General features: G+C 71.0%; 28 protein-coding genes. 10 read left to right on the top strand and 18 right to left on the bottom strand.

From position 1 onward, the window contains the following. Nucleotides 1-27: 27 nt before the first annotated feature. Entirely contained in the window at nt 28-345 is a 318-nt protein-coding gene (locus G127AT_RS14940) for a hypothetical protein (protein ID WP_210898222.1), read from the bottom strand. Between the two features lie 72 nt (nt 346-417). Beyond that, nucleotides 418-1,425: an aldo/keto reductase gene (locus G127AT_RS14945; protein WP_210898224.1), complete on the bottom strand. Its 1,008-nt coding sequence runs from the start codon at nt 1,423-1,425 to the stop codon at nt 418-420. 17 nt (nt 1,426-1,442) lie between these two features. Between G127AT_RS14945 and msrA the strand changes: the two genes are divergently transcribed. The 4 genes from msrA (at nt 1,443) to G127AT_RS14965 (ending at nt 3,697) form a co-directional block, all read left to right on the top strand. Continuing rightward, nucleotides 1,443-1,967 carry a peptide-methionine (S)-S-oxide reductase MsrA gene (msrA, locus tag G127AT_RS14950; protein WP_210898226.1) on the top strand — a complete coding sequence of 175 codons (525 nt, stop codon included), beginning with the start codon at nt 1,443-1,445 and terminating at the stop codon, nt 1,965-1,967. Between the two features lie 181 nt (nt 1,968-2,148). Further along, nucleotides 2,149-2,646, top strand: coding sequence for a single-stranded DNA-binding protein (locus tag G127AT_RS14955; RefSeq protein ID WP_210898227.1), 498 nt, complete (start codon nt 2,149-2,151; stop codon nt 2,644-2,646). Between the two features lie 141 nt (nt 2,647-2,787). Continuing rightward, on the top strand, nt 2,788-3,273 hold the full coding sequence (locus G127AT_RS14960; protein WP_210898230.1) for a DUF6993 domain-containing protein: 486 nt from the start codon (nt 2,788-2,790) through the stop codon (nt 3,271-3,273). A 253-nt stretch (nt 3,274-3,526) separates the two neighbouring features. Beyond that, nucleotides 3,527-3,697: a hypothetical protein gene (locus tag G127AT_RS14965; RefSeq protein WP_210898231.1), complete on the top strand. Its 171-nt coding sequence runs from the start codon at nt 3,527-3,529 to the stop codon at nt 3,695-3,697. Nucleotides 3,698-3,800: 103 nt separating this feature from the next. Here G127AT_RS14965 and G127AT_RS16210 read toward each other — a convergent pair whose 3' ends face one another. The 3 genes from G127AT_RS16210 to G127AT_RS14980 all read right to left on the bottom strand — a co-directional run bounded on the left by G127AT_RS16210 (nt 3,801) and on the right by G127AT_RS14980 (nt 6,111). Continuing rightward, on the bottom strand, nt 3,801-4,757 hold the full coding sequence (locus tag G127AT_RS16210; RefSeq protein ID WP_280527620.1) for a phage portal protein: 957 nt from the start codon (nt 4,755-4,757) through the stop codon (nt 3,801-3,803). After that, nucleotides 4,700-5,176, bottom strand: a complete 477-nt coding sequence (locus G127AT_RS16275; RefSeq protein WP_210898233.1) for a phage portal protein — start codon at nt 5,174-5,176, stop codon at nt 4,700-4,702. Before G127AT_RS16275 ends, G127AT_RS16210 begins: the two co-directional genes overlap by 58 nt. Nucleotides 5,177-5,511: 335 nt before the next feature. Continuing rightward, nucleotides 5,512-6,111: a VG15 protein gene (locus tag G127AT_RS14980; RefSeq protein ID WP_210898235.1), complete on the bottom strand. Its 600-nt coding sequence runs from the start codon at nt 6,109-6,111 to the stop codon at nt 5,512-5,514. On the opposite strand from G127AT_RS14980, the gene G127AT_RS14985 reads away from it, so the two are divergent. Then, a complete protein-coding gene (locus tag G127AT_RS14985; RefSeq protein WP_210898237.1) occupies nt 6,096-6,347 on the top strand; it encodes a hypothetical protein in 252 nt (83 codons plus the stop codon). The two genes, G127AT_RS14980 and G127AT_RS14985, sit on opposite strands and share 16 nt — an antisense overlap. A 186-nt stretch (nt 6,348-6,533) precedes the next feature. Here the strand turns inward: G127AT_RS14985 and G127AT_RS14990 are convergent, their stop codons facing one another. The 6 genes from G127AT_RS14990 to G127AT_RS15015 all read right to left on the bottom strand — a co-directional run bounded on the left by G127AT_RS14990 (nt 6,534) and on the right by G127AT_RS15015 (nt 11,205). After that, nucleotides 6,534-6,893 (bottom strand): hypothetical protein, encoded by a 360-nt coding sequence (locus tag G127AT_RS14990; RefSeq protein ID WP_210898239.1) that lies wholly within the window; start codon nt 6,891-6,893, stop codon nt 6,534-6,536. Continuing rightward, on the bottom strand, nt 6,884-7,147 hold the full coding sequence (locus tag G127AT_RS14995) for a hypothetical protein (protein ID WP_210898241.1): 264 nt from the start codon (nt 7,145-7,147) through the stop codon (nt 6,884-6,886). Before G127AT_RS14995 ends, G127AT_RS14990 begins: the two co-directional genes overlap by 10 nt. 75 nt (nt 7,148-7,222) lie before the next feature. Further along, on the bottom strand, nt 7,223-8,191 hold the full coding sequence (locus G127AT_RS15000) for a P22 phage major capsid protein family protein (RefSeq protein ID WP_210898243.1): 969 nt from the start codon (nt 8,189-8,191) through the stop codon (nt 7,223-7,225). A gap of 93 nt (nt 8,192-8,284) precedes the next feature. After that, nucleotides 8,285-8,740, bottom strand: a complete 456-nt coding sequence (locus G127AT_RS15005) for a hypothetical protein (RefSeq protein ID WP_210898245.1) — start codon at nt 8,738-8,740, stop codon at nt 8,285-8,287. Between the two features lie 83 nt (nt 8,741-8,823). Next, complete coding sequence (locus G127AT_RS15010; RefSeq protein WP_210898247.1) at nt 8,824-9,045, bottom strand: hypothetical protein; 222 nt, start codon at nt 9,043-9,045, stop codon at nt 8,824-8,826. A 558-nt stretch (nt 9,046-9,603) separates the two neighbouring features. Continuing rightward, nucleotides 9,604-11,205 (bottom strand): recombinase family protein, encoded by a 1,602-nt coding sequence (locus G127AT_RS15015; protein WP_210898250.1) that lies wholly within the window; start codon nt 11,203-11,205, stop codon nt 9,604-9,606. A 24-nt stretch (nt 11,206-11,229) separates the two neighbouring features. Between G127AT_RS15015 and ettA the strand changes: the two genes are divergently transcribed. Together ettA and G127AT_RS15025 are read left to right on the top strand one after the other, a co-directional pair. Then, nucleotides 11,230-12,909, top strand: coding sequence for an energy-dependent translational throttle protein EttA (gene ettA / locus G127AT_RS15020; protein WP_425305866.1), 1,680 nt, complete (start codon nt 11,230-11,232; stop codon nt 12,907-12,909). After that, nucleotides 12,909-13,394 (top strand): acyl-CoA thioesterase, encoded by a 486-nt coding sequence (locus G127AT_RS15025; RefSeq protein ID WP_210898252.1) that lies wholly within the window; start codon nt 12,909-12,911, stop codon nt 13,392-13,394. The genes ettA and G127AT_RS15025 overlap by 1 nt, the downstream gene beginning before the upstream one ends. 30 nt (nt 13,395-13,424) lie before the next feature. Here the strand turns inward: G127AT_RS15025 and G127AT_RS15030 are convergent, their stop codons facing one another. Beyond that, entirely contained in the window at nt 13,425-13,844 is a 420-nt protein-coding gene (locus G127AT_RS15030; RefSeq protein WP_210898254.1) for a QcrA and Rieske domain-containing protein, read from the bottom strand. A 39-nt stretch (nt 13,845-13,883) separates the two neighbouring features. Further along, complete coding sequence (locus tag G127AT_RS15035; RefSeq protein ID WP_210898257.1) at nt 13,884-14,765, bottom strand: acyl-CoA thioesterase; 882 nt, start codon at nt 14,763-14,765, stop codon at nt 13,884-13,886. 90 nt (nt 14,766-14,855) lie between these two features. Here G127AT_RS15035 and G127AT_RS15040 point away from each other — a divergent pair, with 90 nt between their 5' ends. Continuing rightward, nucleotides 14,856-15,557, top strand: coding sequence for a DUF8185 domain-containing protein (locus G127AT_RS15040; RefSeq protein WP_210898259.1), 702 nt, complete (start codon nt 14,856-14,858; stop codon nt 15,555-15,557). Nucleotides 15,558-15,561: 4 nt separating this feature from the next. Here G127AT_RS15040 and G127AT_RS15045 read toward each other — a convergent pair whose 3' ends face one another. From G127AT_RS15045 to pepN (G127AT_RS15065), 5 genes are all read right to left on the bottom strand, one after another. Further along, nucleotides 15,562-17,229: an FAD-binding dehydrogenase gene (locus G127AT_RS15045; RefSeq protein WP_210898260.1), complete on the bottom strand. Its 1,668-nt coding sequence runs from the start codon at nt 17,227-17,229 to the stop codon at nt 15,562-15,564. A 138-nt stretch (nt 17,230-17,367) separates the two neighbouring features. Beyond that, a complete protein-coding gene (locus G127AT_RS15050) occupies nt 17,368-17,736 on the bottom strand; it encodes a globin (RefSeq protein ID WP_210898261.1) in 369 nt (122 codons plus the stop codon). A 94-nt stretch (nt 17,737-17,830) separates the two neighbouring features. Continuing rightward, nucleotides 17,831-19,114 (bottom strand): mechanosensitive ion channel family protein, encoded by a 1,284-nt coding sequence (locus G127AT_RS15055; protein WP_425305867.1) that lies wholly within the window; start codon nt 19,112-19,114, stop codon nt 17,831-17,833. An 11-nt stretch (nt 19,115-19,125) separates the two neighbouring features. Then, complete coding sequence (gene pepN / locus G127AT_RS15060; protein WP_210898263.1) at nt 19,126-21,693, bottom strand: aminopeptidase N; 2,568 nt, start codon at nt 21,691-21,693, stop codon at nt 19,126-19,128. A 10-nt stretch (nt 21,694-21,703) separates the two neighbouring features. Then, complete coding sequence (pepN, locus tag G127AT_RS15065; protein WP_210898266.1) at nt 21,704-24,247, bottom strand: aminopeptidase N; 2,544 nt, start codon at nt 24,245-24,247, stop codon at nt 21,704-21,706. Nucleotides 24,248-24,340: 93 nt separating this feature from the next. On the opposite strand from pepN (G127AT_RS15065), the gene G127AT_RS15070 reads away from it, so the two are divergent. Together G127AT_RS15070 and G127AT_RS15075 are read left to right on the top strand one after the other, a co-directional pair. Then, complete coding sequence (locus tag G127AT_RS15070; RefSeq protein ID WP_210898267.1) at nt 24,341-24,838, top strand: ribose-5-phosphate isomerase; 498 nt, start codon at nt 24,341-24,343, stop codon at nt 24,836-24,838. A gap of 1 nt (nt 24,839) precedes the next feature. After that, a complete protein-coding gene (locus tag G127AT_RS15075) occupies nt 24,840-25,841 on the top strand; it encodes an Fpg/Nei family DNA glycosylase (protein ID WP_210898269.1) in 1,002 nt (333 codons plus the stop codon). The last annotated feature ends 15 nt before the right edge of the window (nt 25,842-25,856 follow it).

A 25,856-nucleotide genomic window follows, 5' to 3' on the forward strand; every position in this document is an offset into this window, starting at 1 on the left:
CGAAGCGTAGCGGGGCTGCCGCACCGATCAGCGGAAGCACTCCGCCGCGTCGCGAGCAGACCAGAACTCGCCGAGCGGAACCGACCGCGAAGCGCCGTGCGGCAGGCGCCGGGCCGCGAAGCGCTCGCCGTGTTCGGCGGTCGTGCGCTCGATGTGCCCGAGCACCAGTCCGCCGGCCCCGACGACCCTCCAGAGCGACGGCCCGGCCGGCACGAATCGCATCCCCGGCAGGGTCACGCCGAGCCGTTCGGGGATGCGGAGCGGTTCGGGCGGGCGCAGGCCGTCGCCGAGCCGGCGCGCGGCCGGTGCATGACGTTCGCCGCGGTGCTGCAGTGCGGTGGGCATGAGGGGGCTCCCTTCGTCGTGCAGCCGGCCCTGCGTGGTGCTTCGAGCCTGCCGCGACCCACCGACATCGGCTTACCCGAGCACGGAACCGTGCGCGGTGAAGGGCTCGACGGCGGCGACCTCCTCGGTATCGAGCGGAGCCGCGTCCAGGGCTGCGACGTTCTGCTCGAGCTGCGCGACGCTCGAGGCGCCGATGAGGGCGCTGGCGATCTGCGGCACGCGCAGCACCCACGAGAGGGCGAGCTGGGCGAGGCTCTGGCCGCGGCCGCGAGCCACGGCATCCAGTGCGCGAGCCCGTTCGAGGTACGCGGCATCCACCCGCTCGCGGGGCAGGAACCCGCTCGTGGCCGCCCGGGAATCCTCCGGCACCCCGCCGAGGTACCGGTCCGTCAGCAGCCCCTGGGCCAGCGGCGAGAAGACGATCGCCCCCGCCCCCAGCTCCTCGAGGGCGTCGAAGAGGCCGTCGTCCTCGACATGCCGGTCGAACACCGAGTAGCGGGGCTGGTGGATCGTGAGCGGCACGCCCTCGGCGGCCAAGGCGTCGCGTGCGGCCCGGGTCTCGGCAGCCGAGTAGTTCGAGACGCCGACGTAGAGCGCCTTGCCCGCCCGCACGGCCTGCGCGAGAGCGCCCATCGTCTCTTCGATCGGGGTGTCGGGGTCGGGGCGGTGCGAGTAGTAGACGTCGACGTAGTCGAGCCCGAGGCGGCCGAGGGAGGCGTCGAGCGAGGCGGTCAGGTTCTTGCGGGAACCCCATTCGCCGTAGGGGCCGGGGCCCATGCGGTACCCGGCCTTCGTCGAGACGATGATCTCGTCCCGGTAGGCGGCCAGGTCCCCGGCGAGGATCCGGCCGAAGTTCGCCTCGGCGCTGCCGGGCGGCGGGCCGTAGTTGTTGGCGAGGTCGAAATGGGTGATGCCGAGGTCGAAGGCCCGGCGGACGATCGCACGCTGCGTCTCGAACGGCCGGCCGTCGCCGAAGTTGTGCCAGAGGCCGAGGGAGAGCGCCGGAAGCTTCAGGCCGCTGCGACCGACCCGCCGATACTCCATGCGGTCGTAACGTTCGGGAATGGCTGAGAAGGTCATGCCGTTACCCTATGGCGATGGAAACGTATGTTCTCGCGGGTGGATGCTTCTGGTGCCTCGACGCGGTGTACCGCACCTTGCGCGGCGTCGCCGACGTCGTCTCCGGGTACACCGGCGGCACGGTCGCCGACCCCGACTACGAGCTCGTCTGCACCGGCACGACCGGGCACGCCGAAGCGGTCGCCGTGACCTTCGACCCCGAGGTGCTGCCGCCCGAGGTCGTCCTCGACGTCTTCTTCACCCTGCACGATCCGACGCAGCTGAACCGGCAGGGCGCCGACGTCGGCACCCAGTACCGTTCGGCGATGTTCTACACCGACGAGGCGCAGCGGGAACGCTTCGAAGCGGCCCGCAAGCGGGCGGCCGAGTGGTGGCCGGGCGAGATCGTCACGACCATCGAACCGCTCGGCGCCTTCTTCCCCGCCGAGGAATACCACCAGGACTTCTTCGCGAAGAACCCCGGGCAGGGCTACTGCCTGGCCGTCGCCCTGCCGAAGGTCAACAAGATCCGCCGCTCCTATGCGGAGTACGTCCAGGCCTGACCCTTCCTCCACAGGGCACCCGTGCGACGGCGGTTTCCACGGTTTTTCCGGATCCCGTCCGGCGGGTGGATGCCGCGGGCAGACTCTCCGTGCGGCCCCGGACGCCGATCCGGCACGAGGAGCGATTCCGGGGCCGCCGCACCGCGGTCGTCGCGGTGCGCCCCGAGAAGAAGGAGGCGGCATGGCCGACCACATCACGATCACGGGGTTCGTCGGCAACGAACCGCAGGTGATCCCCACCAAGAACGGTCAGGCGATGACCGTGTTCCGCATCGGATCGACCCGCCGCAGGCGTACCGAGAACGGTTGGGAGGACGCCGGCACCAACTGGTACGGCGTCACCGCGCACCGCTACCTCGGCCAGAACGCCCACGCGAGCATCAAGAAGGGCGACCCCGTCGTCGTCAGCGGGCAGCTGCGCGTCACCGACTGGGAGAACGGCGAGCGTCGGGGCACGAACCTCGACATCGTCGCCGACGCGATCGGGCACGACCTCGGCTGGGGTCGCTCGGTCTTCGCCCGCAGCATCACCCGGTCGACCTCGCCGGACGCCGGCGCCGACGAGGCGTGGCCCGAGACCGGGCCGGCATCCGCGGACGGCGACCCGGGCGACGCGGCGGAGGATCCCGCAGGCGATCTCCCGACCGAACCCGCCGACGCGACGCCCGTGCCGTTCTGACCCGTCACGGCTGCGTCGATCGCTCCGTCGAGGCGCGATCGACGCCGGGCGCGGGCGCCGCCGCAGGATGCGGCGCCCGTGCCCGTAGACTCTCCGGGAACGCGCCGGCCCGAACCGCCGGCCCGTGAGGCAAGGGGAGTCATGAGGAGTGCCCATCCGCTTCGACGGATCGCCGCAGCCGCTTCGGCGGTCGCCGTCATCGCCGCGCTCGCCGCGTGCACCTCCGATCCGTCGCCGGCCCCGAGTCCGTCGCCGTCGGCGAGCGAGCGCCCGAGCCCGACGCCGGCCGGCCCGCCGGAGCTCGACCCCGACGGCGGCGCCGTCGACAACCTCGGCTACTTCGACCATGTGAACCGCACGACGGCCGCGACCGAGCCCGGCGTCGACGGGCGCGTGTTCATCGACGCCCTCGTCGCTGCCGGCTTCGACAAGGCCGCCATGCAGGTGACGGCCGACCGGACGACGCTCGGCAGCGAGGCCGACTCGGTCCAGTTCTCCGTGACCTGGAAGGGCGAATGCCTCATCGGCCAGTACGGGCCGGGCTCCGACGGCTACCAGAGCGCCGTGCAGCCCGAGCTCGGCACGAGCGGCTGCCTGATCGGCGCCACCCGCCCCATAGACTGGTAGGCGACATGGCGGAATATGTTCCGCAGGTCCTAACGCAAACGCGGCGTGTCTCTCGCCTCTCGATCCGGGAGGGTGAAGCGGGGTTGCTTACCCGTTCTTGGTTCGCGGTCGCCGAGTTCGCCGCCGAGGCTGCCGAGGACGGCCGCTAGCCGCTCAACGTTTGAGCCCCTGACCAGGGATTTGCGCGAGGGTCTTGGTGTGTGTCATGCTCCTGCCGGGCGCCGGATCGGCCGGCGCGACGAGGAGGTTGCACATGTCTGATTTGGTAGCGCGTTCGGAGCTCGGGGCGGCGCTGGCGCAGTTGATTCCGGATTCGACGATGTTCCGTGGCGCGAATGTCGGAGACCTGGCGTTCGGCGAGCTCGTGGATGCCGTGTACGACGCGCGGGTCCTCGAGGGGCTCGAGGGTCGCGGCGCGATCTAAGACGGCCCGAAGCTAGAACAAGTAGCTTCGGGCCGCAGGGGCCAGCCTAGCGAAACGCGAAAAGCCCCCGCTCTCCGATGGTGGAGGGCGGGGGCTTTCGGTGTCAGGCGCCGGGGGCGGTGCTGTCGGGGGCGGTGGCGAGCACGGGGGCGCCGTTGGTGACGGCGGCCGTGAGGGCGTGCAGGGGGTCGGCGTCGCGCATGGCTCGCCAGCGGTCGACGTCGTCGTTGGTGACGCCGGGGACGCGCTCCCAGAGGGCTTCGACGGGGACGTCGAGGGTTTGGCGGAGCTTGCCGAGGGCGTCGACGGTCGCGGCGAGTGAGCGGGCCTCGGTGTCGCGCCAGCGGACGGCGGCCGACGGGCCCTCGAGGGGTTGGCCCGCGGCTTGCGCGGCGAGTCGGAAGACGGCTTCCCACGCTTCGCCGAACAGGAGCTCGTACTCGTTGAGGCGGCGCTGGGTCGAGTCGTTGAGGGAGGCGAGGCCTTCGGCGGAGACGTTGATGAGGTCGCCGGTGAGGATGTTGGGGTTGATCTGTGCGATCGCGGCAAGTGTCTTGACAGCGCTGCTGTAGGCGGCGAGGTGGCCGCTTACGTCGGTCTGGGCGAATTCGCCGAACTTGGTGTCGGTCGAGTCGCTTGTCCAAAGGCGGTCTGCGCCGGGTTCGAAGCCAGGGCCGTCGCCGGCGCCGTCGCGGGGCTCGTCGCCGGTCTCGTCGCTAAGCATGAGGCCGGTCGCCCAGCGCTGCCGGAAGCTCGAGTACTGCATGGCGACGAGCATTTCAAATCGAATTTCGTTCACCTGCAGTTGGAGCGGGACGAGCGGGGCGATCAGGCCGCGGGGCTCGTCGTCGAGGCGGTCGCGGAAGCGGACCCAGGGGGTGACGCCGAGGGGGTGCGGCTCGGGGTCGCCGGCGGGCCGCCAGTGGCTCGAGTTCTCGGGCAGGGCCCAGGCCTGGCGGTCCGTCGGGGTGTAGACCTCGGCGAGGCGGGCGCCGGCGATATCTACGCCGGCGAGCTCGACGGCGTAGAGGGGAAGTCGGCGTCGGGGTTTGCGTACCAGGCCGCCGAGCGGAGGGGCGAGAGGGGGCGGATGCGGGCGCCGGTGGGGAGGGAGGCGTCGGGCCAGACGACGACGTAGGACGTGCCGTATTCGAGGGCGCCGCGGTGGGCGATCGTTTGGCGGGCGTCGAGGCCGTTGGCTTGCCAGTGGGCCCATGCCAGCGCGTCGTCTGCCGCGCGGGCGGCGCGGAAGCCGTCGACGGCCAATGACCGGCTGAAGGTATCCGAGACCAGGGGCAGCCAGTTGCATTGGCTGCGGTCGGCGAGCTGGAGGAGCGCGCGCGTCGTGTCGCCCGGTAGGAACGGCCGGTCGTGGTCGCCGGCGAGGTAGCGCTTGACCTTGCCGAGGCGGCCGTCGCGGCGGAGGTCGCGGTCGAGTGCGGCGACGGCGTCGTCGACGAGGGCAGGCGTGAGAGGCATATGGGGTCCTTAGGGGCATTCAGGGGCCCCTCAGGGCCCATTAGCCGCACTTTCAGGTAGCGAATGAATTCGTGTTCATGCGGGCGTGTGTTCGGCGCTGTAGCGCGGGAATACGGGCGAAGAGCGGCGGTCTAGGGGGCGGGCGAGGGTGGCCCGCGGGATAACCGGAGGGCATGCGCATCGACTGGCAGATGCCATGTCGGACCGGGAGGCGAGGGAGGGGGCGGGGAGGGGGTGGTCCCCAGGTCCGCGGCGCGACCTGGCTGCCCGTACATGCACAGGCTTGCCGTGCCTCCGGGGGGAGAGGCGCGGGCGGGGAGAGGGTCGCCCCAAGGTCACGCGCTCGCGTGGCCCTCGCGGCGCATGAGGGTCCGGAGGGCGATGCCCTCGCGGACGCTGCGATCGTAGAGGTCGCTTGCGGCCTTGGCCTTGGCCTCGGGCGACCAGCCGCCGGCGGGATCGCCAACGGGCACGGGCCGCAGTGAGCAACAACATCCCGTGTGCCGGGTGAAGCGGCGGCCGGAGTAGACCGGGCCGCGGCTGATGAGGGTGAGGCATCGGGCGCACGGGTTGCCGTCTCCGACCATGGCCCAGCCGTTGATATGGCGGTCGCGGCCGGCGCGGGTAACGAGGCGGTCGGTTCCCGCGTCGAGCACGGCGGTCTGGATCGCGCGGAGGGCCTTGTCGCGGGCGAGGACGAGGGCGGCGGCGGTAAGCTCGCCGGCCTCGGATGCCCTGGCGAGGTTGAAGCTCCCGACCTCGGCGCCGACGGCGCGCTCGAGGCGGCGGGGGTCGACGACGGCGCGGGACGCCGGCGCGGCGGTGGAGGCGGTGAAGCCTGCCGCCTCGAGGTGGCCGCGAAGAGCGCTTCGGCGTCGGCTTCGGCGGCGGCGCGTCCGGCGATGAGGAGGGGTAGGACGTGCAGGCGGAGCCACGCGGGGAAGTCGTCGGCGAAGGTCTCGGTGTTGACGTGGCGATCCCAGAGGATCCCGGCGGCGAGCTGTACGCGGGCGGCGTTGCGGATGGCATCGCCGACGTGGGCACGGGCGAGGGCGTCGAGCGCTGCGCCGAGGTCGTCGGAGTTGACGCCGACGGTGGCGAGCGTCGTGGGGTTCGCGGCGACCTTGGCAGCGAGAGCGGCGTTCATATCGATGGGCACGGGGGCTCCTGAAGGGTGTGAAGGGCCGTCGAGCGCGTACGCAGCGCGCGCCCTCTCCTGGGATGGTTTACTGCGCACGCGCTCGACGGTTTGGTCCGAGGTGGTCCGCCCTTGGCGGCCTCGGCTGGGTGGCCGTGACCCGTGGCACGGCCGAGCTGGACCGGCTGGCAAACGGACCGGTCCAGCTGGTCTATGGGGCTAGTGGGCCGTCCCGAAGTGGACCGTGCGCGTCCCGCGGTGTCCCGCGGCGCGCCGGATGAGAGACCGCTCACGCCAGGTGAGGTAGACGCCGGAGGCGTCACTGAGACGAGCCGAGTGGTCCGCGAATGTCTCCTGCTCGATCCCGCGGGGGTTCTCGAACTCTCGCCGGGCGGCCTTGAGAATGACGAGCGGCACGATGGGCGGGCACTTGAGAACCCAGGCCTCGGCGGTCGCCGGGGTGACCTCGGCAACGGCGAGTGTGGCAGCCTCGGCGCGGGTCCGCTCGGCGGGCTCGAGGGCGTCGGGGTCGATGCCGAGGCGGACGGCGAGGTCGCCGAGCGAGGGGGTCAGGTCCAATGCCGATCCCGTGCCTCGGCGATGATCGCGCCGTGACGGATGCGCTCGGTGCGGGCGGCCTTCAGCTCGACGATGTTCTCAGTGCGGAGGCGGGCCAGGGCGGCCGAGGGTGTCTCGCCGGTATGGAGGGCAACGGCGGTGAGCCGTTCGCGGTCGGCCGGGGTGAGGTCGCCGGGGGTTGGGGTTGGGGTTGAGGCCTCGAGTACGTCGATCACGAGGTCGAGGACCTCGAAGGGTTCGTCGCGTGGGGTCATGGTCGGATCCTTCCGAGAGGGGGCAGAGGCCCGCCGGCGGCGCTGCGGGCGGGCCTCTGCGGCTGAGGGGTCGGGTTAGGCGGTGGTGTCGAATCGGACGACACTGCCGCCCTCGATCGGGACGAGCGAGGCGCTGCCGGCTGCGTAGCCGGTCGAGCCCTGGACGCCGGCGTCTTCGGTGCGCTCGAGGCGGTAGGTCGGCATGACGCCGACCCCGTAGAACGAATCGATGATCGAGCGGTCGCAACGGTGGACGGCGTCGTAGTCGCGGAGGTAGCGCAACGAGGAGCCGGCGCTGACGGTCTCGCCGAAGGACGCACCCAGGGGCACGACGGGCGGGCGGTGGGCGAGGTAGAGCGAGCTCGCGGTCATGAAGAACACGTCATCGGCACCGATGCGCGAGGCCTCGACGACGTTGAAGCCACGGAGGCGGCCGACGCTGCCCGAGCGCAGCGCGTCGGCGTCGCCGGTGCGGCTGTAGTCGAGCGAGTCGCTCTCGAGGAGGTCGTCGACGACGTTCGAACCGACCAGGGCAACGAGGTCACCTCCGGCGACGTCGATACCGCGACCGCGGAGCGCACGGCGACCGGAGGTGAACAGCGAAACCGGCTTCGCCGGGTCGTACGCGGCCGCGGGCGCCTCGACGTCGACGTCCTCAAGTACGGCCGCAAGGGAGGCTTCGACGCGCGAGACAACGGCGTCGACCTGAGGGGCGAGCACCTGAGCGGTGAAGTCCTGGAGGTCGAGCGAGAGGTCGGCGTCGCTCAGGGCGACGGCTGAGACGGCCTCGCGGTCGAGCTCGATCGGCACTCGCGATTCTGCGATCGCGTCGATGAGTAGGGCGTTGTCGGTGTCGCCGAGGGCGCGGTCATGTGCGACAAGGGCGGCGGGGACGGTGAGATACGCCGTGCGGCCGATGCCAGCCTTGAAGGTGTTCTCGTCGTAACTGGCTGCGACGCTTGCAAGCTGGAACGAGCCGTGGATGAGCTCGAGGGCGACGGCGCCGGCGTCGGCGGCGCTGTAGGTGTTCAGGGTGTTCGTCATGGAGGAGGGCTCCTAGGAGAGGGGGCGTGTAAACGGTGGGCGCGCGCTGCGCGTGGGGGCGCCGGCGAGACTCTCGCAGGCGCGGGGAAGGGCTTACCGGCGCTGCACGCGGGCCGCGATTGCGGCGTAGTCGGGGGCCGGCGCCGTCGGGCCGAGGGCGTGACCCGGCACCGGGCGGAGCGGCGACGCCGTCGCGTCGGGTGCGGCCGGGGCAAGAGCTGCGAGGCGGTCGGCAACCGCGGCGACCGCGGCCTCGTCGGCGCCGGTGAGGAGGTCGGCAACGTCGGCGAGGTGCGGGTGCCGTCGGAGCGAGCGCTCGCGCCAGAGGTCGGCGGAGGTGGCCGCGTGGGCGGCCTCGAGGTCGTCGCGGGCGGCGGTCGCCGCAGCGAGCTCCTCGCGGGTGGTGGCCGTGGCGGCCTTGAGGGCGCGGACCTCGTCGCGCAGAGCTGTGATCGTCTGCCAGGCTCGCGCGGCGTCGAAGTCATCGCCCCAGGGCGGGGTAGGGGCGCCGGTGTCGGCGGGCGGGGCGGCGGTGTCGGCGTCGGTCATGCGGTGGTCCTTTGCGAGGGCATGAGAAAGCCCCAGCCGCCGGGGGTGGCGGTCGGGGCTGGGGCTGGGGGTGAGGTTTGGGGTTAGAGGTCGGCGGCGTAGGCGGCGCGGGCGACGGCTTCCAGCTCGGGCAGGGCGTCGAGTCGGCCGCTGCCGCGGGCGTCCGCGAGACGGTGGAGCGCCTCGTCGACGGGCGCCGATGCGGCGCCGGGGTAGATCCTGGCCGAGTCGCGGGCGAGCGTGAGGAGCGCTTCGAACGATTCGGGTGAGAGCGGGGCGTCGGCGGCCTCTGGGTCAATCAGCACGGGTGGCCTCCTTGTAGCGCCGGCGCGCGTGAGCCCGCCGCGGATATCGGCGAGCGCTACCCGCGCCGCGGCGGCGTCGGCGCGGGCGCCGCGAAGCTCGAGGGCGGCGCTGGTGCGAGCGTGGCGGTGCGCCGCGGTCCGGCAGCGCGCCGAACAAAAGCGACCGTGAGGGCGCGCCGGGATGAACGGGACGGCGCATTCGGCGCAGGGGATCATGGCTTCAGGCTCCGTTCGTTACGCATGAGGGCAAAAGAAGAGGGCCCGCCGCCGTGGCCGGGCATGGGGAATACTCTCTCTCACGTAGATAGGTCCCCACAGCGCCCAAAATGAGGGGCCCGGCGGGCCGTGTGCTGCGTGGCGAGCCCCTGGCTTCAACGCGAGGGCTCGCCGCAGGCGTGGCCGTGGGGCGAGGTGACGAAAGTGATGATTTAGCGTCACTCCCCCTATTCCCTTATGAGAAAATCAAACCTCATACAAGTAATAGAGAAGTGACGCAATATCGTCACTTCCGTCACCTCGGCGTTGCTCGAGGGGCTCCGCTCCGCGTCTCCGCCGGCGTTAGGCGGCGTCGTGGTCCTCGGGGGCGTCGGGGTTCAGCACCGGGACGAGGCGCCGCCCGTCCGGCCCGCGCCCTTCGGGATAGGCGAGTACATGGTCGTAGGCACGAGCGAGGGCTCGTCGACGCTCGCTCAAGTTACCGGACCCGTATACCTCGGCCCACGTCACGCCGAGGGGCACGTACTCGACGACGAGCGTGGGGGCAAGGGCGAGCGCCGCGTCGCGCTCAGCATCGAGGCGGTCGAGCTCCGCGACGATCGCCAGCCGGTCGACGCCGGGCTCGATGAGCTGGCGGCTTAGCGTGCCGACGCGCTCGGCGATGCGGGCGAGGCGCTCGCTTTGCTCCTCTTCGCCACGGTGCTCGACGCGCTCGTATGCGGGCAGGCGGCCGACGGTGGCGAGGTATTCGGCCTCGACGAGCTCCTCGGCGTGCTCGGCGCGGATCCGCGGGCCGAAACATGACTCGCCACGAGAGGCGCCGGAGCACCGATAGTAGGCGTATTCGCGGCCCCGCTGGCGCACGGTGAGCGCGTAGGACTTCGCGCCACAGAGGCCGCAATAGAGGAGGCCGGAGAGGAGGCGGGCGGCTCGGCGCTTCTGTTGCTTACCGCGGCCGACACTGCGCTGGAAGCGCTCGCGTAGCGCGAGAAAGGTCGAAAGGTCGAGGATGGGCTCGAAGGCCTCGAGCGGTTCGCCGGTGCGCGGGTCGAGCACGGGGGAGCCCTCGCGGTCGAGATGGCCGCCCGCTTCGCCGCGGGGCTGGTCGCGCATTATGCGGCCGAGAAGGTGATGCGAGGTCCAGAGCTGCGAGACGCGGCCGTTGGTCCAGGTGCCGCGGGCGAGCTCGGCCCCGGTGTCGTCAACGAGCGGGCGGCCCGCGATCTGCGCGAGGCGGTAAGCGGAGCGGGCGAGCGGGACGCCGCGCTCGGTGAGCGCGCGGGCGAGCGACATGGAGGATTCGCCGGCGAGGAGGCGCGCAGCGCCCTCGCGGACAACCTCGGCCTCGGTGGCGTCGGGCACGAGGCGGCGACCGGCGCGGCCGTCGTCGAACGGGGCGGAGCGGTACCCATAGGGCGGGGCGCCGCGGCCGGTGAATCGGCCCTCATTCTGCATACGGCGTAGCGCAGCCTTGCGGCGTTGGACCATGACGTCGCGCTCGCCCAGGGCCATTTCGGAGGCGATCATAAAGCGGATGGCCCAGCCCTTGGCATCGGTTGCCGAGTCGATGCCCTCGCGCATGAAGACGACGCGGGCCGGACGGCGCGCGGGGGCAGCACGCACGATGCGGACGAGCTCGGCATCTTCGCCGATGCCCATGCGCGAGAAGCGGTCGACGGCGTAGGCGGCGAGCACGTCGACTTCGCTTTCGCGTAGCATTCGGACGGCCTCGTCGGCATTGGCTCGGCGCTTGCCGCCGCTGAGGCCTTCGTCGGTGAACGTGGCGATGACGTCCCAGCCTTCGCGAGCGGCGAGGGCACTGAGGTCGGCGTCCTGCCCGCGGATTGACGTTGAGACTTCACTGTCGCGGCTGAGGCGGTAGTAGAGCACGGCGCGGAGCTTCGCCCTTTCAGAGGCCGTAGGCTGGTCTGGGGCTATCTTCACGGACTCAGCTTAGGACTAGGAAGCGTGGAATACATTTACTCGATGGTGCGCGCCCGCAAAGCGGTCGGCGACAAGGTCATTCTCGACGACGTCACGATGGCGTTCCTCCCCGGAGCGAAGATCGGCGTCGTCGGCCCGAACGGGGCCGGCAAGTCCACGATCCTGAAGATCATGGCCGGCCTCGACCAGCCCTCCAACGGCGAGGCGCGGCTGAGCCCCGGCTACTCGGTCGGCATCCTCATGCAGGAGCCCGAACTCGACGAGTCGAAGACGGTGCTGGAGAACGTGCAGGAGGGCGTCGGGCCGATCAAGGCGAAGCTCGACCGCTTCAACGAGATCTCGGCGGCGATGGCCGACCCCGACGCCGACTTCGACGCGCTGCTGGCCGAGATGGGCACGCTGCAGGAGGAGATCGACGCGGCCGACGCCTGGGATCTCGACTCGCAGCTCGAGCAGGCGATGGACGCCCTGCGCTGCCCGCCGCCCGAGGCCGTCGTCTCGGTGCTCTCCGGCGGTGAGAAGCGCCGCGTCGCCCTCTGCAAGCTCCTGCTGCAGAAGCCCGACCTGCTCCTCCTCGACGAGCCCACGAACCACCTCGACGCCGAGAGCGTGCTCTGGCTCGAGCAGCACCTCGCCAAGTACCCCGGCGCGGTGCTCGCCGTCACCCACGACCGGTACTTCCTCGACCACGTCGCCGAGTGGATCTGCGAAGTCGACCGCGGCCGCCTGTACCCCTACGAGGGCAACTACTCGACCTACCTCGAGAAGAAGGCCGAACGCCTCGAAGTGCAGGGCAAGAAGGACCAGAAGCTGCAGAAGCGCCTGAAAGAGGAGCTCGAGTGGGTCCGGTCCAACACGAAGGGCCGGCAGGCCAAGTCGAAGGCGCGCCTCGCGCGCTACGAGGAGATGGCTGCGGAAGCCGAGCGGACCCGCAAACTCGACTTCGAGGAGATCCAGATCCCGGCCGGCCCGCGCCTCGGCGACGTCGTGCTGGAGGCGAAGAAGCTCGAGAAGGGCTTCGACGGCCGCAAGCTCATCGACGGCCTGAGCTTCACGCTCCCGCGCAACGGCATCGTCGGCATCATCGGCCCGAACGGCGTCGGCAAGACGACCCTGTTCAAGACGATCGTCGGCCTCGAACCGCTCGACGGCGGCGAACTGAAGATCGGCGAGACCGTCAAGATCTCCTACGTCGACCAGTCCCGCGGCGGCATCGACCCGAACAAGACCCTCTGGGAGGTCGTCAGCGACGGGCTCGACTACATCCAGGTCGGCAAGACCGAGATCCCGAGCCGCGCCTACGTCTCCACCTTCGGCTTCAAGGGCCCCGACCAGCAGAAGCGGGCCGGCGTGCTCTCGGGCGGCGAGCGCAACCGTCTGAACCTCGCGCTCACCCTCAAGCAGGGCGGCAATCTGCTGCTGCTCGACGAGCCGACGAACGACCTCGACGTCGAGACCCTGTCGAGCCTCGAGAACGCGCTGCTCGAGTTCCCCGGCTGCGCGGTGGTCATCACCCACGACCGGTGGTTCCTCGACCGCATCGCCACCCACATCCTCGCCTACGAGGGAACGGAGCAGGACCCGGCGAACTGGTACTGGTTCGAGGGCAACTTCGAGGCGTACGAGGAGAACAAGATCGAGCGCCTCGGGCCGGATGCCGCCAAGCCCCACCGCTCCGCATACCGGAAGCTCACGCGGGACTGATGCGCCTCACCGTCCCGATCGCGCTGCGCTGGTCGGACCTCGACGCCTACGCGCACGTCAACAACGCCCGGATGCTGAGCCTGCTCGAAGAGGCTCGCATCCAGGCGTTCTGGCGCGCCGATGACCGCGAGGCCCCGCTGACGGATGCCGTGGGCGCGACCACCGCGGTGCTCGACGCCCGGCCCGGCGCCGACACCTTCAGCCTCATCGCCCGGCAGGAGGTCGAATACCTGCTGCCGATCCCGTACCACCGCCAGCCCGTCGAGGTGGAGCTGTGGATCGGGCACCTCGGCGGGGCGAGCCTCGACGTCTGCTACGAGGTGTATTCGCCGGCCGGCCTGGAGCCCCGCGTCCTCTACACGCGCGCGGCGACGACGATCGTGCTGACGGATGCCGCCACGGGTCGCCCCCGACGCATCTCGCCCACCGAGCGCGCCGCGTGGGAGCCCTACCTCGGCGAACCGCTGCGCTTCCGGCGTCGCTGACCTCGCTGCACCGCCCCCGGCCCCTGCGGATCAGGCGGTGACGATCACCCCGTCGACCAACTCGGCGGCGATCTCGCGCAGGGGCTGTTCGGCCGGACCGGCGAGCACGGCGCCGTCGGCCAGCGCGAACCGCGAACCGTGGCACGGGCAGTCGAACTCCGTATCGGCCGGGGCGACCGTGCAGCCCTGGTGCGGGCAGCTCGCACTGAACACGACGAACTCGCCCTCCTCGGGCTGGGCGACGAGCACGGGCGTGCCGCTCAGCTCGGCCTTCGCGGCGCCGCCGACGGGGACCTCGGCGGCGGCGATGATCTCGATGCCGCCCTCCAGCGTCGGCCGCGTCGACGGCCGTGCTTCGCCGGGCGCGCATGCGGCGAGCACCGCGGCCGTGCCGGCGGCGCCTCCCGTCGCGGCCACGACGCGCAGCGCCGTCCGTCTCGTCACGTCCATTCGGTGCTCCTCACCGGCGCGCGGCGCCGCATCGTCGACTCAGTCGAAGGCCGCCGGATCCGGGACCCGGACCATGCCTTCTTGGGCGACGCTCGCGACGAGCACGCCCTCTCGCGAATAGATGCGCCCGAGCGAGAGTCCGCGCCCGCCCGAGGCGGAGGGGGACTCCTGCACGAACAGCAACCAGTCGTCGACCTTCACATCCCGATGCCACCACATGGCGTGGTCGAGGCTCGCGATCTTCATGCCGCGTGTCGACCACGGGATGCCGTGGCGGCGCAGCACCGGCTCCAGGATCGAGTAGTCGCTCGCGTAGGCGAGGGCCGCACGGTGCAGCTTCTGGTCGTCGCCGATCTCGCCGATCGCCCGCATCCACACCGCCTGGCGTTCGACGCGTTCGCCGTCGACCTCGAGGTAGATCGAGCTCGGCAGGTGCCGCACGTCGAAGGGGCGCCCGTTCGACCAGTACGCGGCGGTCGGGTGATCGACGCCGGCGAGCAGTTCGGCGGTCGTCGGGAGGGTCTCCGGGTCCGGGATGCCGTCGGGCATCGGCATCTGGTGGTCCAGGCCCTCGTCCTCGGTCTGGAAGGAGCAGAGCATCGACAGGATCGGCAGGCCGTTCTGGTAGGCCTGAGTGCGCCGGGTCGAGAAGGAGCGGCCGTCGTGGATGCGCTCGACCGAGAAGGTGATGGGTTGCTCGATGTCGCCGGGGCGGAGGAAGTAGCCGTGCATCGAGTGCACCGCCCGATCGTCGGGAAGGGTGCGCTGGGCTGCGACGAGCGACTGCGCGAGCACCTGGCCGCCGAAGACGCGCCCGAGGGGCGCCCACTGGCTCGGGCCGGTGAAGATGTCCTCATGCGTGCGCGCCCCGGTGTCGACCAGGTCGAGGGTGCGCAGCAGGCCGTCGATGGGACCGTTCATGTTTCCTCCGGTGGTTCGCCCGACGCGCTCCCGGCGGCGAAAGCGCCGCAAGCGGGAAGCACCGGCGCTCCTTGGTAGTTTAGACAGCAGATGAACCACTCACTGACCCTCGCCGACAGCCTGTCGCTCGGCGACCTGCACACCTATCTGCTCCGCGCCGGTCGGGTCGAAGACGGTTCCCTCCGCCTCATCGCCGGGGGCGGCATCCTCGCCGTGTACACCGCGATCCTCTACCCGCGCGGCATCCTCGACGAGAGCCCGACGGTGCTCGGCCTCCGCACCTTCGCCCTCGCCCCCGGCGACGACGGCGAGCACGACGAGTTCGACCTCGTCGTGCCGATGCGCTCGGTGGTCGAGCGGATCGTCCGCGCCCGCAGCACCCTGCCCGAGGACGACGACGAGTCGCGGCCCGTGCGGATGAGCCGGCCCCCCGAAGTGAGCACCGTCACCTGGGCCGGCATCTCCCCGCCCCGAAGCGGCTGGCGGCCGCAGGGTGAGGTCGACCCGGCCGTGCTCGAAGCATCCGCCCGCGCCGGCATCGACGAGGTCGCCGCGGCCGTGCCCGAGGCGGTCGGCGAGCAGCTCGTCGCCCGGGTGCGGGCCGAGGTCTGGGGCCGCGGCATCGAGGGCCTGGAGTACGTGCCGGCCGGGGCGGCGTTCGCCGCCCGCAGTCTCGGCTTCCTCGCCCCGGGCGACCCGGTGCGGGTCTTCGAGACCGGCCCGTGGACGCGCCTGTCCTCGCGCCGCGGCCACGTGCTCGTCAAACGCCGCGACTGGTCGCTGCGCGGGTGAGAAGTCAGGGCCGCCGGGCGATGGATCGCCCCGCAGCCCTGCCGCTGAACAGGCATCCGCCGAGGAAGGTGCCCTCGAGGGCCCGGTAGCCGTGGACGCCGCCGCCGCCGAAGCCGGCCGCCTCGCCGACGGCGTAGAGCCCGGGCACGGGCGATCCGTCGGAGCCGAGGGCGCGCGATTCGAGGTCGGTCTGGATGCCGCCGAGCGATTTGCGGGTGAGCACGTGCAGCTTGACCGCGATGAGCGGGCCGGCCTTCGGATCGAGGAACTTGTGCGGCGGGGCGACGCGGATGAGTTTGTCGCCGAGATAGTTGCGTGCGCCGCGGATGGCGGTGATCTGGGCGTCCTTCGTGAACTCGTTGTCGATCTCGCGGTCGCGGGCGACGATCTCCCGTTCGATGTTGTCGGTGTCGAGGGGGACGTCGGGCGAGGCCTCGCGCATCCGCTCGAGCAGTTCGGGCAGCGTCGCCTCGACGATGAAGTCGGCGCCGTGCTGTTTGAAAGCCTCGACCGGTCCGGGGGCGCCCTTGCCGAGACGGGACTTCGCCAGGAGCTTCACGTCCTTGCCGGTGAGGTCGGGGTTCTGCTCCGAGCCGGAAAGGGCGAACTCCTTCTCGATGACGGCCTGCGTGAGCACGAACCAGGAGTGGCCGTGGCCGGTGCGCTGCAGATGCTCGAGGGTGCCGAGCGTGTCGAAGCCCGGGAAGAGCGGTGCGGGCAGCCGTCGGCCCTCGGCGTCGAACCACAGAGACGACGGCCCGGGCAGGATGCGGATGCCGTGCCGCGCCCACACCGGGTCCCAGTTCTCGATGCCCTCGACGTAGTGCCACATGCGGTCGCGGTTGACGAGCCTGGCGCCGGCGGCCTCGGTGATGCCGAGCATCCGTCCGTCGACGTGCGCGGGCACCCCGGAGAGCATCTCCGCCGGCGGGGTTCCGAGCCGCTCGGGCCAATACTCGCGGACGAGATCGTGGTTGCCGCCGATACCGCCGGAAGCGACGACGGTCGCCGGCGCCCGGAACTCGAAGGTGCCCACCTCGTCGCGGTTCGACGCCTCGCCGCGTGCCGCGGCATCCGGGGCCAGCACCGCACCGCGTACGCCGGCGACGGTGCCGTCCTCGACGACGAGCTCGTCGACGCGATGCCGGAAGCGCAGTTCGACGAGGCCGGCCGCCACACCTTCGCGCACGCGCTCGGCGAACGGCGCGACGATACCCGGGCCCGTGCCCCAGGTGATGTGGAAGCGGGGCACCGAGTTGCCGTGGCCGATCGCCGCGCCGGCGCCGCGTTCGGCCCACCCGACGACGGGGAAGAGACCCACGCCCTTCGAGCGCAGCCAGTCCCGCTTCTCGCCCGTCGCGAAACGCACGTACGCCTCGGCCCATCGGCGGCCCCACGCGTCCTCGTCGTCGCGGTCGAAGCCGGCCGTGCCGAACCAGTCCTGCAGTGCGAGCTCTTCGGAGTCCTTCACGCCGAGTCGGCGCTGCTCGGGCGAGTCGACGAGGAAGAGGCCCCCGAACGACCACCAGGCCTGCCCGCCGAGACTCGCGGCGGGCTCCTGGTCGACGATGAGGACGCGCTTGCCGGCATCCACGAGTTCAGATGCGGCCACGAGGCCTGACAGACCTGCGCCGACGACGATCGCGTCGGGGCGGAAGGGGGATTCGGGCATGGAAAGCGGCTCCTTCGTCACGTTCCGGGTGCCACCACTGTAATGCGTCAGCGGCCGCCCGCGAGACCGTGCTCGTAGGCGAAGATGACCGCGTGCACGGCGGTGGCACCGCGGTACCGTCCCGGTCGGGCTGCCGGCTCAGTCCTCGAAGGTGTTCACCATCGCATGGGCGGCGCGTTCGAGGTAGTCCCAGAGGGTGTCGTGGACGAGCGGCGGCAGCTCGAGGGAGTCGACGGCCCGGCGCATATGCGCGAGCCAGCGCTCGCGCGCCTCGGGGTTGATCCTGTAGGGCTGGTGGCGCAGCCGCAGCCGCGGATGCCCGCGCTCCTCCCCGTACGTCGTCGGCCCGCCCCAGTACTGCTCGAGGAACATCCGCAGGCGCCGCTCGGCGGGCCCGAGGTCCTCCTCGGGGTACATGGGCTTCAGCACCGGATCGTCGGCGACGCCGCGGTAGAACTCGGCGGCGAGGCGTTCGAAGGCCGGCGTGCCGCCGATCTGCGCCCACATCGTGTCGCCGAGTGCCGGGCCGCCATCCGGGCCGCCTCGGAGCTGCAGGCTCGCCGGGGAGCGGGGACGCGGTCGGTGGGGTGGGCGGGGTCGGTCATGCGTCGCGCTCCGGGTCGGTGGACGGGTCGTGGTCGGCCGCAGGCTTCGTGTCGACGCCCGTGGGATCGGCGGGCTTCGCATCGTGCGGCTTCGGTGTATCCGGCTTCGGTGTATCCGGCTTCGGTGCGGCCGGCTTCGGTGCATCCGGCTTCGCGGCCCAGCCCGGCGCCGGCCGGGCGGTCTCGGCCTTCGCCTGCGCCTTCCGCAGCCGGCCGGGGCGTTTGCCGCGCTTGGCCGGGGTCGGGATGACCTGGGTCGGCGTCGTCTTCGGCGGCCGGGCGCCGCGCACGCGCGTGGCCTCGTCGAAACCCTCGAGCACAACGCTCGACAGGCTCGGCAGTTTCAGATCCATCTCGTCGACGGCCTGCTTCAGGCGCATCCGCAGCTCGCTCGCGACATCGTCCTTGGCGCTCGTGCGCACCTTCATGACGACCCGCATGACCACGGCGTCCTCGGAGATCGAGGACAGGCCCCACACCTCGGGCTTCTCGAGGATGCGCGAGCGCCACTTGCCGGTCTGCGCGAGATCGGTGGCGGTCTGCAGCAGGGTCGCCTCGACGGCATCCACATCGGCCTCGTACGGCACCGCGAGGTCGACGATGATGCGCGCCCAGCCCTGCGACATGTTGCCGACGCGGAGGATCTCGCCGTTGCGCACATACCAGAGGGTGCCGTTCACATCACGGACCTTGGTGACGCGGATCTTGACCTCTTCGACGACGCCCGTCGCGAACCCGAGGTCGACGATGTCGCCGACGCCGACCTGGTCCTCGATGACGAGGAAGATGCCGTTCAGAGCGTCTTTCACGATGTTCTGCGCGCCGAAACCGAGGCCGGCGCCGATCGCGGCCGACAGCAGCGCGAAGGATCCGAGCACGTCGCGGTCGATGGCGTTGACGATGAGCAGCACCGCCACGACGAAGATGATGACGTTGACGATGTTCGTGAGGACGGTGCCGAGCGTGCGGGTGCGCTGCACCGTCCGCACCGCCTGCAGCGGGGAGGCCTGCAGGGCCTGCGTGTCGGTGACGTCCTGCTTGCGCTTGACGCCGGAGACGATGCGATCCACGACGCGGGTGATCACGCGGTGCAGCACCCAGCGTGCGGCGAGCGCGATGACGACGATCAGGGCGATCTGGATGATCCGCCCGAGGACCACGCTCCAGTTCTCGGCCCAGAATCCGGCGAAGTCGGTCCACATGTCGACGACCTCCTCACCGCCGGGCTGATCCTCGGCGGCCGGGCGGGCGAAGACGGCTGAGGCGAGGGACTGGAGCATGTCCGGCCAGTTTAGCGGCGCGGTTCCGGTTCATCCTGGGCATCGCGTGCCTGTGCGGTGAGAGCCCGCTCCAATTCGTCGGCCTGCTCCAGCACGAGGCGGCGCAGCGACCCGGGGCCGTCGTGCGAGCCGAGCCATTCGCGGGCCGCCGCGTCGAGCTCCGGGGTGACGAGGCCGGCCGGGAACAGGCCCGTCACGATGATCGAAGCCATCGTGAACCCGCGGCCGGCCCACACCGACTGCAGCATCGCGAAGTAGGGTTCGACCGACCCGGCGAGCAGTTCGACGGGGCGGGATCGCCGCCAGCCTTCGGCCAGGGCCCGCGCGAGGTCGTTCGAGACGGACGTGTCGGTCGCGACGCGACGCCACGCCTCGTCCTTGACCGACTGCTCGGGCCGGGCGGCCTTGGCCGTGGCGGCGAGCAGGCGCCCCTTCGCGGTGTCGTCCTGGGCGAGCACGGCGTCGATCGCGGCCTCGTCGGCCTCGCCGAGCGCCGCGAGCGAGGTGATGATCTCCCAGCGCAGGCCCGTGTCGATCGCGATGCCGTCGAGCCGCGTCGAACCGTCGAGCAGGCCCTGCAGCAGGGCCGCGTGCCCGGCGCTCGTCGCGATCCGGGTGAAGCACTTCACGAACTGCAGCTGCGCGTCCGAACCGGCCTCGGCCATCCCGACGAGGGCCCACAGGGCGTCTCCGGCCTCGACGGCCACCCCGGCCCGATCCCAGGCGAGGTATCGGTCGAGCACGAACTCGAGCCGTGCGAGCACGAGGGTGCGCTGCACCGAGCTGCTCTCCTTGCCGATGTTCGCCACGACGAGTTGCACGAACTCGCTCGGCGAGAGTTCGGCGTGCCGCACGGAATCCCATGCCGAGCCCCACACCACGGCGCGCGCGACCGGGTCGTCGAGGTCGCCGAGCCGGTGCATGGCGGCCTCGCGCGAGGCCGCGTCGAGGCGGACGGTGGCGTAATCCAGGTCGGCGTCGTTGACGAGCACCAACTCAGGCACGGCGGAGCCGACGGCCTCCGGGATCGGGGTCTCGGAGCCGCTCGCATCGAGTTCGAAACGGGCGGTGCGGGCCAGGCGCCCCCCGTCGGAACGGTAGAAGCCGACGGTCGTGCGGTGACGGCGGAGCACGGGGTGCGTGCCGGGTGCGGTCTGCTCGAGCACCAGGCCGGCGACGGATGCCGGTGACGCATCGTCGATCACGAGTCTCGCCCGCATCCGGTTCACCCCGGCGGTCTCCAGCCACTCCTCCGACCACGGGCCGAGCTCGCGGCCGCCGGCGCGTTCGAGCTCTGCGAGGAGGTCGTCGAGCGTGGCGTTGCCGAAGGCGTTCGCGCGGAGGTAGGCGCCGACACCGGTGAGGAAGGCGTCCAGCCCCACCCAGGCGACGAGCTGGCGGAGCACCGAGGCGCCCTTGTCGTAGGTGATGCGGTCGAAGTTCACGTCGACGTCGGCGGTGTCGTCGATGCGGGCGACGATGGGGTGCGTGGTCGGCAGCTGGTCCTGTTCGGCGGCGGCCGACTTGTCGTCGGCGGCGAAGGTCGCCCAGGCGTGGGTGAACGGGGTCGTCTCGGCCACGGCGAACATCGACGCCCAGGTCGCGAACGATTCGTTCAGCCACAGGTCGTTCCACCAGCGCATCGTGACGAGGTTTCCGAACCACATGTGCGAGAGCTCGTGCAGCACGGTCGTCATGCGGCGTTCGTGGCGCGACTCCGGTTCGCGGGATCGGAAGATGTAGCCCTCGTTGAAGGTGACCGCGCCCACGTTCTCCATGGCGCCCCAGTTGTATTCGGGCACGAAGATCTGGTCGTACTTCTCGAACGGGTAGGGCACCCCGAAGCGTTCTTCGAAGAAGCGCATGCCGCGGTCGACGGTTTCGAACATGACCTCGGGTTCGACGTGCTCGGCCAGGGACGCGCGGGCGAAGACGCCGAGCGGCACGGTGCGGCCGTCGAGCGTTCTCGTCTCGCCTTCCCATGCCGCGTAGGGGCCGCCGACGACCGCGGCGAGATAGCTGGAGATCACCGGGCCCGGCTCGAACGCCCAGCTCGCGGTGCCGTCGCCGTTCGCCGTCGGTTCGGGCGTCGGCGCGTTCGAGATCACCCGCCAGTGCTCGGGGGCCGTCACGGTGAAGCGGAACCGGGCCTTCAGATCGGGCTGGTCGAAGACGGCGAACACCCGGCTGGCCTCGGCGACCGCCAGCTCCGTGTACACGTAACGTTCGCCGTCGACGGGGTCGACGAAGCGGTGCAGCCCTTCGCCCGAGCTCGAGTACGCGCACGTCGAGACGACGCGCAGTTCGTTCTCGGCCTCGAGCCCGTCGAGACGGATGCGGTATCCGTCGCCGGCGATTGCCGGCTCGAGGCGTCTGCCGTTCAGCTCGATCTCGTGCACCTCGAGCGTGGTCGCCTCGATGAAGGTCGAGGCACCCGGTTCGGCGGCGAAGCGCACGGTCGTCTCGGAGTGGAACACGCTGGCGTTCGCCGAGAGGTCGAGTGCGATGTCGTATCCGTCGACCGTGATCGCCGCCGCGCGCGCGATCGCTTCGTCGCGGGTGAGCGCGGGCTTCGTCATCGCCGCCGCCTCAGGCCGCGTCTCGCGTCTGGGCGGCGAGGGCCCGGTCGACCCCGGCGAGGTTCTCGATCACGAGGCGGCGCAGCGCCGGGGTGCCCGGGTGGGCGTCGAGCCAGGCCCGGGATGCGTCGGCGAGGTGCCGGTCGGCCAGCGGCGACGGGTAGAGGCCGACGATGAGCGCGTTCGCGATGTGGTAGCTGCGGCCCTGCCAGATGCCCTCGAGGGCGTCGAAGTAGCGCTCGACGTAGGGCTCGAGGAGCGAGCGGTCGGCGGCGCGCTTGAAGCCGAGCGCGGTGGCGCGCACGATGGCGTTCGGGGCCGTGTCGACGTCGATGAGCGAGGCCCAGGCGGCCGCTTTGCCCTCCGCGGTGGGGATGGCGGCACGGGCGTGCGCGGCCGACTGCTGGCCGGAGGCCGTGTTGTCTTCGGTGAGGCGGGCGTCGATCTCGTCGCCGCCGGCCCGGCCTGCGGCGACGAGGGCGATGAGCAGCTCCCAGCCGAGATCGGTGTCCACGGCGAGGCCCGCGAGGGCGAGCTCGCCGGCGAAGAGGCGTTCGACGACGTCGATCTTCGAGGAGTGCTCGGCGATCGCGGCGAAGAACTTCACGAACTGGAACTGCGCGTCGCTGCCCGGTGCGGCCTGCTCGGCGAGACCCCAGAGGGCGTCGGCGAGGGTGCGGAGGGCGTCTGCGCGGTCGGCGGGGGCCGTGTAGGAGCCTGCCGCGAGAACCGACTGGTTCAGCACGATGCGAAGCGTGGTCGACTCGGTCTCGGCGGCGATATTGCGGGTGACGAGTTCGAGGTAGTCGCGAGCGGGGGTCTCGGCGTCGCGGGTGGCATCCCACACCGCGCCCCAGACGAGGGCGCGGGCCAGCGGGTCGGAGATCTCGGAGAGGTGCGCGAGGGCGAAGGCGTGCGAGGCGTCGTCGAGGCGGATCTTCGCGTAGGCGAGGTCGTCGTCGTTCAGCAGGATGAGGTCGGGCCGTGCGAGGCCGGCGAGCTCGGCGACTTCGGTGCGCTCGCCGTCGACGTCCAGTTCGACGCGGCGGGTACGGACGAGCGCCCCGTCGGCGAGCGTGTAGAAGCCGATCGCGAGCCGGTGGGGGCGGATGGTGGGATGCTCGGCGACCGCCGACTGCAGCACCGCGAACGAGGTGATCGCGCCCTCGGCATCCACGGCGATCTCGGGTCGGAGGGTGTTCACGCCCGCGGTCTCCAGCCACGCCTGCGACCAGCTCGTGAGCTCGCGCCCGCTCGTGGTCTCCAGCTCGGCGAGGAGGTCGGCCAGGCGCGTGTTGCCCCAGGCGTGCTTCTCGAAGTACGCCGAGACGCCGGCGAAGAAGGCGTCGATGCCCACCCAGGCGGCCAGCTGCTTCAGCACCGATCCGCCCTTGGCGTAGGTGATGCCGTCGAAGTTGACCTGGACGTCCTCGAGGTCGTTGATCGTGGCGACGATGGGGTGGGTGGAGGGCAGCTGGTCCTGCGCGTAACCCCAGCTCTTCTCCATCGCGTTGAACGTCGTCCACGCTTCGTGCCATTCGGTGGCTTCGGCGGTGGCGATCGTCGAGGCCCATTCGGCGAACGATTCGTTCAGCCACAGATCGTTCCACCAGCGCATCGTGACGAGGTCGCCGAACCACATGTGGGCCAGTTCGTGCAGGATCGTGACGACGCGGCGTTCCTTGACGGCGTCGGTGACCTTGGAGCGGAACACGTACGTCTCGGTGAAGGTGACCGCGCCGGCGTTCTCCATCGCGCCGGCGTTGTACTCGGGCACGAAGAGCTGGTCGTACTTGTCGAAGGGGTAGGCGACGCCGAACTTCTCCTCGAAGTAGGCGAAGCCCTGCCGGGTCTTCTCGAAGATGTAGTCGGCGTCCAGGTATTCGGCCAGCGACTTGCGGCTGAACACGCCGAGCGGGATGGTGCGGCCGTCGGAGCTCGTCAGCTCGGAGCGGACGACGTGGTACGGGCCGGCGATGAGGGCGGTGATGTAACTGGAGATCGGCGGCGTCGGCTCGAACGACCACGTCGCACGCCCCTCGCCGGCATCCACCGGTTCGGGCGTCGGCTGGTTGGAGACGACCTCCCATGCGGACGGGGCGGTGACGGTGAAGCGGAACCGGGCCTTCAGATCCGGTTGCTCGAACACCGCGTACATGCGGCGGGAGTCGGGCACCTCGAACTGCGAGTACAGGTAGACCTCGTCGTCGACGGGGTCGACGAAGCGGTGCAGGCCCTCGCCCGTGTTCATGTAGACCATCTCGGCGACCACGCGCAGTTCGTTCTCCTCGGCGAGACCGTCGAGGGCGATGCGCACGCCGTCGGAGACGGCGGCCGGGTCGAGCTCCTGCCCGTTCAGCACGACGGAGTGCACGGTGCGGGTGATGGCGTCGATGAAGGTCGAGGCGCCGGCGGATGCCGTGAAGCGCACCGTCGTGTCGCTCAGGAACGTCTCCGGGCCGGTCGTGAGGTCGAGCACGACGTCGTAGTCGTGCACCGTGACGAGCGCCGCGCGCTCCTCGGCTTCGACGCGGGTGAGGTTCTCTCCGGGCACGTTCGCTCCTTCGGCATCGTGGGTCCCGGGAACGCCGGGCAACGCCCACCAGCCTACGGCGCCGCCGCCCGCGCCGCTCAATAGGATGGTCGCATGCGCATCCACATCGCGACGGATCACGCCGGCCTCGAGTTCAGCCGCATCCTCGCCGACCACCTCGGTGCCGGCGGCCACGAGGTCGTCGACCACGGCCCGCGCGACTTCGATCCCCTCGACGACTATCCGGCGTTCTGCATCAACGCGGCCCTCGGCGTCGCCCGCGACCGGGCGGCCGGGGAGCGCGCCCTCGGCGTCGTGTTCGGCGGCTCCGGCAACGGCGAGCAGATCGCCGCGAACAAGGTCGACGGCATCCGCGCCGCCCTCGTGTGGAGCATGGACACCGCGATCCTCGCCCGTCAGCACAACGACGCCAACGTCATCTCGATCGGGGCCCGCCAGCACACCATCGAAGAGGCCATCGTCTTCATCGACGCCTTCATCGCCGAGCCGTTCTCGGGCGACGAACGCCATGCCCGGCGCATCGCGCAGCTCGCCGAATACGAACGGACGGGCGACATCGCAGGCAAGGGCGTCGACCGGGCGGCGATCTGAGATGCCCGAGGGGCATTCCGTCCACCGCATCGCCCGCCAGTTCGAGCGCAACTTCGTCGGGCACCGGGTGCACGCCTCGAGCCCGCAGGGGCGCTTCGCCGCCGGCGCCGCGGAGATCGACGGGCGGCGGATGACGGATGCCCGCGCGATCGGCAAGCAGATGTTCCTCGGCTTCGAAGGCGACCGCTGGCTGCGGGTGCACCTCGGCATGTACGGGGCGTGGGACTTCGCCGGCGAGATCCTGATGGATGCGACGATCGCTTCGGCGAACGGGCGGATGGGGCAGACGAACCAGCGCGGCACCTTCCTCGACTCGCCGAACCCCGACGCGATCTACGACACCGCCGGCGAGAACTCCGTCACCTCGATCGGGGCGCCGCGCAAGGCGCGACTGCGGATGGCCGAGTCCGAGAAGCAGGAGAGCGCCCCCGCATCCTTCCCGCCCGAGCCCGTCGGGCAGGTGCGGGTGCGGCTGCTGACCGACACCGTCTGCGCCGACCTCCGCGGCCCCACCGCCTGCGAGGTGCTGGACCCCGCCCAGGTCGAGACGGTCGTCGCCAAGCTCGGCCCCGATCCGCTCATCGACCCCGGCGCGGATGCCGAGTCGCGATTCGCCGCCGCCGTCCGCAAGAAGCGCACTGCCATCGGTCTCCTCCTCATGGACCAGTCCGTCGTCGCCGGCATCGGCAACGTCTACCGCGCCGAACTCCTCTTCCGCGCCCGGCAGAACCCGCACACCCCGGGGGCTTCGCTGCCCGAGGAGCATGTGCGCCATCTTTGGCAGGACTGGGCGAAGCTGCTGAAGGTCGGCGTGGAGACCGGGCAGATGATGACGATGGACGACCTCGAACCCGAGGCGTACCGCAAGGCGATGGCCAGTCGCGCCGACCGCCACTGGGTGTACAAGCGCGAGGGACTGCCGTGCCGCGTCTGCGGCACGAACATCGTGCTCGAGGAGATGGGCAACCGCAAGCTCTACTGGTGCCCCTATTGCCAGGCGTGAACGAGCCCGAAGAAC

Source organism: Agromyces archimandritae, assembly GCF_018024495.1.
GTDB lineage: Bacteria > Actinomycetota > Actinomycetes > Actinomycetales > Microbacteriaceae > Agromyces > Agromyces archimandritae.